A 7,026-nucleotide genomic window follows, 5' to 3' on the forward strand; every position below is an offset into this window, starting at 1 on the left:
GCATCCTCTAAAGTTTTTCTGGTTCTCTTTGTTCACAAAGAGAACAGTACCCTCCGGTTAGGGACAGAAAGAACGAGTTAAAAGATGGGAAAATGTGGTTAGTCTTTGTAGTTGCGTTGAGCGAGGTGAACCGTTTCGAAGACCAGTTTTTCTTTGTGGAGTTCCGGTTCCGCGTCCGGGCCCTTGTATTCCCAGACTGCGACGTAGGCATAGTTGTCGTCGTCGCGCAGCGCTTCGCCTTCCGGCGTCTGGAACTCTTCGCGGAAGTGGCCGCCGCAGGATTCGTTGCGGTTCAGGGCGTCGCGCGCCATGAGTTCGCCCATCTCCATGAAGTCCGCCACGCGGAGCGCCTTTTCGATCTCCTGGTTGAATTCGCCTTCGACGCCCGGTACCCGGACATTCGACCAGAACTCTTTCCGGAGCCGTTGGATCTCCGTGATCGCCTTTTCGAGGCTCTCTTTGGTGCGGCCCATGCCGACGTATTCCCACATGATGTTCCCCAGCTCTTTGTGCAGGTCGTCTACGGAGCGTTTCCCGTTGATGGAGAACAGTTTGTTGATCTTGTCCGTCACGGCCTTTTCCGCTTCGGCGAATGCCGGATGGTTGGTGTCGATCTTCGGCGTCTGGATGTCGTGCGAGAGGTAGTCGCCCAGGGTGTACGGAATCACGAAGTAGCCGTCCGCCAGGCCCTGCATCAGCGCGGATGCCCCCAAGCGGTTGGCCCCGTGATCCGAGAAGTTGGCTTCGCCCAATGCGTACAGCCCCGGAATGGTGGTCATCAGGTTGTAGTCGACCCAGATGCCTCCCATCGTATAGTGCACGGCCGGATAGATCATCATCGGTTCTTCGTACGGATTCACGTCGACGATCTTTTCGTACATCTGGAACAGGTTCCCGTAGCGTTGTGCGATGACCTCTTTACCCAAGCGTTTGATGGCGGTCGAGAAGTCGAGGAAGACGGCGAGACCTGTTTCATTCACCCCGAACCCTGCGTCGCACCGCTCTTTGGCTGCCCGCGATGCCACGTCGCGCGGAACGAGGTTCCCGAAGGCCGGATAACGGCGTTCCAGGTAGTAGTCGCGATCTTCTTCCGGAATCTGAGAGGCTTTCTTGGCGCCCGAGCGTACCGCTTCGACGTCTTCCATCTTCTTCGGTACCCAGATGCGGCCGTCGTTCCGCAGCGATTCCGACATGAGGGTCAGTTTCGACTGCTGTTCGCCGTGTTTCGGGATACAGGTCGGGTGGATCTGGGTGAAGCACGGGTTGGCGAACATGGCTCCTTTCTTATAGCACTGCCAGGCGGCCGATCCGTTGGAGTTCATGGCGTTGGTCGAGAGGAAGAAGACGTTGCCGTAGCCTCCGGAGCAGATCAGCACGGCGTGTGCTCCGTGCCGTTCGATCTCGCCGGTCACGAGGTTCCGGGTGATGATCCCGCGTGCTTTGCCGTCGATCAGCACGACGTCGAGCATCTCATGCCGCGGGTATGACTTGACGGAGCCTTTCTGGATCTGCCGGTTCAGCGCGGCATAAGCTCCCAGCAACAGCTGCTGCCCGGTTTGGCCGCGTGCATAGAAGGTGCGCGAAACTTGTGCGCCGCCGAACGAGCGGTTGTCGAGCAGTCCGCCGTAGTCGCGCGCAAAGGGCACGCCTTGTGCCACGCACTGGTCGATGATGGAGTTGGCTACTTCGGCGAGTCGGTAGACGTTGGCTTCGCGTGCCCGGTAGTCGCCCCCTTTGATGGTGTCGTAGAAGAGGCGGTAGACGGAGTCGTTGTCGTTCTGGTAGTTCTTGGCTGCGTTGATCCCCCCTTGTGCGGCGATGGAGTGTGCGCGCCGCGGCGAGTCGCTGATGCAGAAGACTTTGACGTTGTATCCCAGCTCGCCGAGCGAGGCGGCGGCGGAGGCTCCGGCAAGGCCGGTCCCGACGACGATCACGTCCAGTTTGCGTTTGTTGGCCGGGCTGACGACTTTGATGTCTGCTTTATGTTTGCTCCACTTCTGGGCCAACGGCCCTTCGGGAATCTTGGAGTCGAGTTTGTTGCTCATGTGTTTTTCGGAATGATTGGGTTCTGAAAAATAGTGGGTGGATGGCTCTCGCCGTATCGGACGGCTACTTGCCGAAGATGGCGAGAATCAGTACGGCGATCGGAATCGAGATGAAGCCGACGGCTACGATCAGGGCGTAGACTCGTGCCGCGCACTGCCACCGGCGGATCCAGATCTGGTTGTCGAGGCCGATGGTCTGGAAGGCGCTCCAGAAGCCGTGGCGCAGGTGGAACCACAGGGCGATGATCCAGACCATGTAGAGGATCGAGACGATCGGGTTGGCGAAGGTCTGGATGAGCAGTTCGTACGGGTTGTTCACGGCTTCGCCGCCGATGAAGTGCTGGAGCTGCATGTGGCTCCAGAAGTCGGTCAGGTGCCAGGCGAGGATCCCGAGGATGATGATGCCCAGTACGTACATGTTCCGAGATTCCCAGGTCGAGGAGGCGCTCAGGTCTTGTACTTTGTACTTCACGGGCCGTGCGGTCCGGTTCTTCAGGGTGATGACGGTGGCCCACGCGATGTGGATCACGAAGCCGGCGGCGAGCACGGGTACCATGACTTGGATCACGGGGTTGGTGTCCATGAATTCGCACATGGCGTTGTAGGCGTCTTCCCCTCCGTAGAAGAAGAGGTTGGCCACGAGGTGGACGAGCAGGAAGATGAGCAGGAACAGGCCTGAGAGGCTCATTACGAGTTTCTTCCCGATGGAGGAGCTCCAGAGTTTACTCATAGGTTTGGTTGTTTTGAATGATTTGTATTTTGTAAGCCGAGTCGTGTGTCGTGCGGTGTCGGGGAAAAGGGAACCGCCGGAGCCGGGAGGCGAAGCCTCGGGCCGGCTTCTGTGCGCATTGTTTTCCTGCTAACAAAGATATTTCCCTTTTTCGTATTACACAAATTTTTGGTGTCCGGCGCGGGTTGTGGCCGAAAAAAAGACTGCCGCAAGCGATCGGGTGTCGGTTGCGGCGGTTCGTTTGGTTTGCGGGGCGGGCAGAAGCGGGCGCTTATTGCGGCAGGGTGCCGCCGTTGGCGACGAGGCGGGAGATGGTGCTCTTATACAGCTCCCACATCTTGGGGTTCCCGATCGGGGAGCCGACGAGCACGACGCGGTTCTCCCGATCCAAAAGGAAGGTGTGGAACACAGGGTTCGCCGGCAGGCCGGGGTTCGAGCGCTCGAAAACCCCGGCGGTGTCGAGAAATACTGGATAATCGAAACGGCTGCCATAAAGAGCAACTTCAATTTCATCGACGGTCGTAGCACTCGTGTTCAGCAGATACAAAAACCGACACGTGCTATCTGCTGCCCCCAAGTCCTGCATCAATGCATGCCACTCGAACAGTTGCTTGAGCCGACACGGAGTGCATCCTTCGGCATTGTAATAGACCAAAACTTTGGCCGACGCGGAGGTGTCGCGACAGGAAAGCATGGTGTCGCGATCCATGGTTCGAGCGGCCAAACGGGTCGGAAATTCCAACCGAGAGCCGATTGTCTGCTGCAACTGCTCTGCACCCGATCGGGAGGCGCAAGAATAGGCCAGCGGCCAGCAGAGTACAGGCAAACAGAATCGTAAAAACAGGCTTCTTTTAATAAACATACCGATAAACATGCGAATTCCCGTCTTCTTCATACGACAAAACATAGATCGTCCGACTCTCCGGGTCGACGTCGAACGAAAGAACCGGACGGTCGACGGTGAATTTCATCCGGGGTGTGCCCTCCCAGTCGAAAGCATAGATGTGCTGTACGGGCTGAATCTCGTCTGATACCGGGTGGCCGGAGTACGAGGCCCAGATCAAGCCGCCGCGAGAGACGCCGACGAAGTAGGCGTCGCGGGTCTCGCCGTCGATCGAAAAGGCCGGATAGGTATTTCCCTGTCGCTCGCACCGGAATTTCGGATAAAAGCCTGCCGGGCCGTGCAGCCGGTGCAGACGTTCGCCGGTCGCGAGGTCGTAGATGTCGAGCAGGTCGGTGTTCTGATACAAAACGGCCATCCGGCCGGCGGCGGAATCGACGACGGCGTTGCAGGCGAAAATCTGTGACCAGTAGACCGGATCGACTGCGTCGGGCAATTCGGGATGCGCTCCGCAAGACCGGAGGAGCGTTCCGTTCGGATCGGTCGTGATGATCCACGGCCGGTCGCCTTCGGAGAGGGTCAGAGAGACCGTTTCGCCGTTTCGGGCAGGGAAACTGCGCCAGCAGGCGGTTTCATCCAAACGAATCTCCTCCTGGGGACGAATCACAATCCCGTCCCGATCCGCACCGCCGGCCAAACGGGAGAGGTTGTTTTCCAAGGTGTCCACATCATACAGCAGGACTTTCTGCTGTACGTAGTCGGTGTGAACGAGGGCGTTCCGTTGCGGGGCATAATAAAGGTAGCGGCCGCTCAGCGCTTCGCCGGGGCCCCGACCGCGGCTCAGCATGTCGCACAACCGGCGGCCGTCGGTCGTGTAGACGGAAATCCGGCTCTTCATCCGGTCGCTGTTGACCAGATAGATATAGCCGTTCTGCTGAACGAGGGCCAGGGGCTCCATGAGTTCCGGAAATGGCAATTTTTCGCCGGTCAGGGAGCGCACTTCGGGAACGAGGCTGTCGGTAAAGGTCTCGGCACCGGGGTATTGTGAATCGCTTTTCGGGTTTTTCGGGCCGGCGCAGGAAAAAACGATACACAACAGGCCTAAGATAGGTACAAAATAGGGCTTCATAAACTATCTGACAAATGAAAGAGCTGATATGGGGTAGTATACCAGCTCTTTGAGTTACACAAATTGAATCGAATCATTTGCGCCAGCTATCACAAGTATAAGTATGTTGACTTTCATTAATGATAACCGGAACCCGACAAGCTCTATACGGATCCCGAGTGCAAAATTGATTACAATCCAACGTAATTTCGAGTTCATCCCATTTATCCATTTCATCAGGCGGTAAAGCCATGGCTTCCAAATTTTGAAGGGTCAGGTCGGACAGCTCCGATTGTTGGGTTTGTGCTTTGAGGTAGGTCATTGCCGACGCACCGCAAATCAGGGCTGCGCCGCCGGCAGCCAACAGGATTTTGGTTAATTTCTTCATGACAACATGAATTTAAAAAGTGAAAAAATAGTTTTACTGCTCGATCTGAAATCGAACCGCACCTCAAATATAAACATCGCAATCGAATATTTCTAAATTTCGATGAATTGTTTTATTTTTAAAATTATTCGATAATAATTGCGCTGCTTTAATGTGCGTTGCAATCTTTGTGCGGGAGGATGGACGGGGCTTCTGTTGAAGTTGGATAAAGATAATTATTTCGGAGAAAAAGCGAAAGAAAATTTTGGAGAACTCGATAAAATAGTTTTACTTTGTACTCGTTATAGATTTGTAATCATTACAAATTATGAAGCGAATCGATGAGGATGCGGCGGCGGTGTTGCGGCGGTGCGGGGTGCGGCCTTCGGTGCAGCGGGTGGCGGTGATGGACTACCTCTTGAAGCATCGTACGCATCCGACGGCGGAGGAGGTCTACGGGGCTTTGGTGCCGCAGATGCCGACGCTGTCGAAAACGACGGTCTACAATACGCTCAATCTGCTGGTGGAGCGGGGGGCGGCGGCGCACCTTACGATCGAGCCGGGGTGTTCGAGGTTCGACGGGGATATGTCGGTGCACGGGCACCTATACTGTACGGCTTGCGGGGGGGTGTACGATATATGCTTGTCCGAAGCGCCGCGGCTGCCGGTGGCGGAGGGGCATCGGATCGAGGCGGTGCAGCTCTATTGTCGGGGGATTTGCCGGGAGTGCGCAAAGAAAAACGTTCAGAACAACTAATAATCATTTCCAAACCAAAACAAACCATTCACAGTTATGAAAAAGAAATTCATTTGTACGGTGTGCGGCTACATTCACGAAGGGGACGAAGCGCCGGAATTCTGCCCGCAGTGCAAACAGCCGAAAAGCAAATTCAAGGAGTATGTGGAACAGACCGGTGGGTTGACTTTTGTGGACGAGCATGTGATCGGGGTGGCCAAAGGGGTCGATGCGGAGGTGCTCGACGGGCTCAAGGCGCACTTCACGGGTGAGTGTACGGAGGTGGGGATGTATCTGGCGATGAGCCGGCAGGCGGATCGCGAGGGGTATCCGGAAATTGCGGAGGCTTTCAAACGCTATGCGTGGGAGGAGGCCGAACATGCGGCGAAGTTCTGCGAACTGCTGGGTGAGGTGGTCTGGGATACCAAGACCAACGTGAAGGCCCGTATGGAAGCCGAAGCCGGCGCTTGCGAAGACAAAAAACGCATCGCGACGCGGGCTAAGGAGCTGGGGCTGGATGCGATCCACGACACGGTGCACGAAATGTGCAAGGATGAGGCTCGGCATGGCAAGGGCTTCGAAGGGTTGTACAACCGCTACTTTAAGAAATAGGCGGCGGACTGGCTTGCAAAATTCCTCGGGCTGCGTCTCTGTTGAGGCGCAGCCCGGTTTGTTTTCGGGGCATATGTCTGCAGTCTCGCGGGGCGGCGTGTAGTGTGCGAGTAGCGGGTTGGGCTGACACGGCCAATTGCCCGCCGCGGGGCCCCACAGGGGCTTTTACTGGGGTTATCCCTGCCTTATTTGGCGGGGCCCGGCCGGTTGACGCATTCGCGTTATGGCGCGCGGACAAAGAACGAGGCGAGGAGTTGGGCTACTCCAGCCAATTGCCCACCGCGGGCACGCGGGGCCTGCCCGGCCCGAGGGCAGTTCCGTCCTGTTAGGGTAGAGGCTGCCCATTGGGAGTGCGGCACGCACCGCCCGCCCGCGTAAGAGGGATTTCACTCGTTTTGCGGTGAGCAAAATCGAGATGAAATCCCAGCGGGCGACTTCAACGCGCGCCGCCGCCAAAAGAGGCGATTCAACTATTTCGGCGATGAGCCGAAAGAGAATGAATCGCCAGGCGCGCGAAATGTGGCGGAGCGGGAGCGGAGCCGCAGTGAGGCGGACACGGGGCGGTGCTTGGGGCTGCGACTGTTCTT

At 56.9% G+C, this 7,026-nt stretch carries 7 protein-coding genes; 2 read left to right on the top strand and 5 right to left on the bottom strand.

Annotated features, from left to right (window positions below; all coding sequences use genetic code 11):
- Positions 1–98 precede the first annotated feature (98 nt).
- The 5 genes from QZ292_RS08845 to QZ292_RS08865 form a co-directional block, all read right to left on the bottom strand.
- Positions 99–2,045, bottom strand: coding sequence for a fumarate reductase/succinate dehydrogenase flavoprotein subunit (locus QZ292_RS08845; protein ID WP_294600666.1), 1,947 nt, complete (start codon positions 2,043–2,045; stop codon positions 99–101).
- A gap of 64 nt (positions 2,046–2,109) precedes the next feature.
- The gene (locus tag QZ292_RS08850; RefSeq protein ID WP_294600668.1) at positions 2,110–2,775 is read right to left on the bottom strand and encodes a succinate dehydrogenase cytochrome b subunit; all 666 of its coding nucleotides are present in this window, start codon (positions 2,773–2,775) and stop codon (positions 2,110–2,112) included.
- Positions 2,776–3,046: 271 nt separating this feature from the next.
- A complete protein-coding gene (locus tag QZ292_RS08855) occupies positions 3,047–3,670 on the bottom strand; it encodes a hypothetical protein (RefSeq protein ID WP_294600670.1) in 624 nt (207 codons plus the stop codon).
- Positions 3,627–4,745: a BF3164 family lipoprotein gene (locus QZ292_RS08860; RefSeq protein WP_294600672.1), complete on the bottom strand. Its 1,119-nt coding sequence runs from the start codon at positions 4,743–4,745 to the stop codon at positions 3,627–3,629. The genes QZ292_RS08855 and QZ292_RS08860 overlap by 44 nt, the downstream gene beginning before the upstream one ends.
- Positions 4,746–4,818: 73 nt before the next feature.
- Entirely contained in the window at positions 4,819–5,112 is a 294-nt protein-coding gene (locus QZ292_RS08865) for a hypothetical protein (protein WP_294600674.1), read from the bottom strand.
- A 307-nt stretch (positions 5,113–5,419) separates the two neighbouring features.
- Between QZ292_RS08865 and QZ292_RS08870 the strand changes: the two genes are divergently transcribed.
- Both QZ292_RS08870 and QZ292_RS08875 read left to right on the top strand, forming a co-directional pair.
- Positions 5,420–5,848, top strand: a complete 429-nt coding sequence (locus QZ292_RS08870; protein ID WP_294600676.1) for a Fur family transcriptional regulator — start codon at positions 5,420–5,422, stop codon at positions 5,846–5,848.
- Between the two features lie 36 nt (positions 5,849–5,884).
- Positions 5,885–6,439: an NADH peroxidase gene (locus QZ292_RS08875; RefSeq protein ID WP_294600678.1), complete on the top strand. Its 555-nt coding sequence runs from the start codon at positions 5,885–5,887 to the stop codon at positions 6,437–6,439.
- The last annotated feature ends 587 nt before the right edge of the window (positions 6,440–7,026 follow it).

This window comes from uncultured Rikenella sp. (genome assembly GCF_910577125.1).
Taxonomy (GTDB): Bacteria; Bacteroidota; Bacteroidia; order Bacteroidales; family Rikenellaceae; genus Rikenella.

Coding starts and splice junctions, on each gene's coding strand:
- QZ292_RS08860 (WP_294600672.1), bottom strand. CDS start 4,745: ATGAAGCCCTATTTTGTACCTATCTTAGGCCTGTTGTGTATCGTTTTT.
- QZ292_RS08875 (WP_294600678.1), top strand. CDS start 5,885: ATGAAAAAGAAATTCATTTGTACGGTGTGCGGCTACATTCACGAAGGG.
- QZ292_RS08855 (WP_294600670.1), bottom strand. CDS start 3,670: ATGAAGAAGACGGGAATTCGCATGTTTATCGGTATGTTTATTAAAAGA.
- QZ292_RS08870 (WP_294600676.1), top strand. CDS start 5,420: ATGAAGCGAATCGATGAGGATGCGGCGGCGGTGTTGCGGCGGTGCGGG.
- QZ292_RS08850 (WP_294600668.1), bottom strand. CDS start 2,775: ATGAGTAAACTCTGGAGCTCCTCCATCGGGAAGAAACTCGTAATGAGC.
- QZ292_RS08865 (WP_294600674.1), bottom strand. CDS start 5,112: ATGAAGAAATTAACCAAAATCCTGTTGGCTGCCGGCGGCGCAGCCCTG.
- QZ292_RS08845 (WP_294600666.1), bottom strand. CDS start 2,045: ATGAGCAACAAACTCGACTCCAAGATTCCCGAAGGGCCGTTGGCCCAG.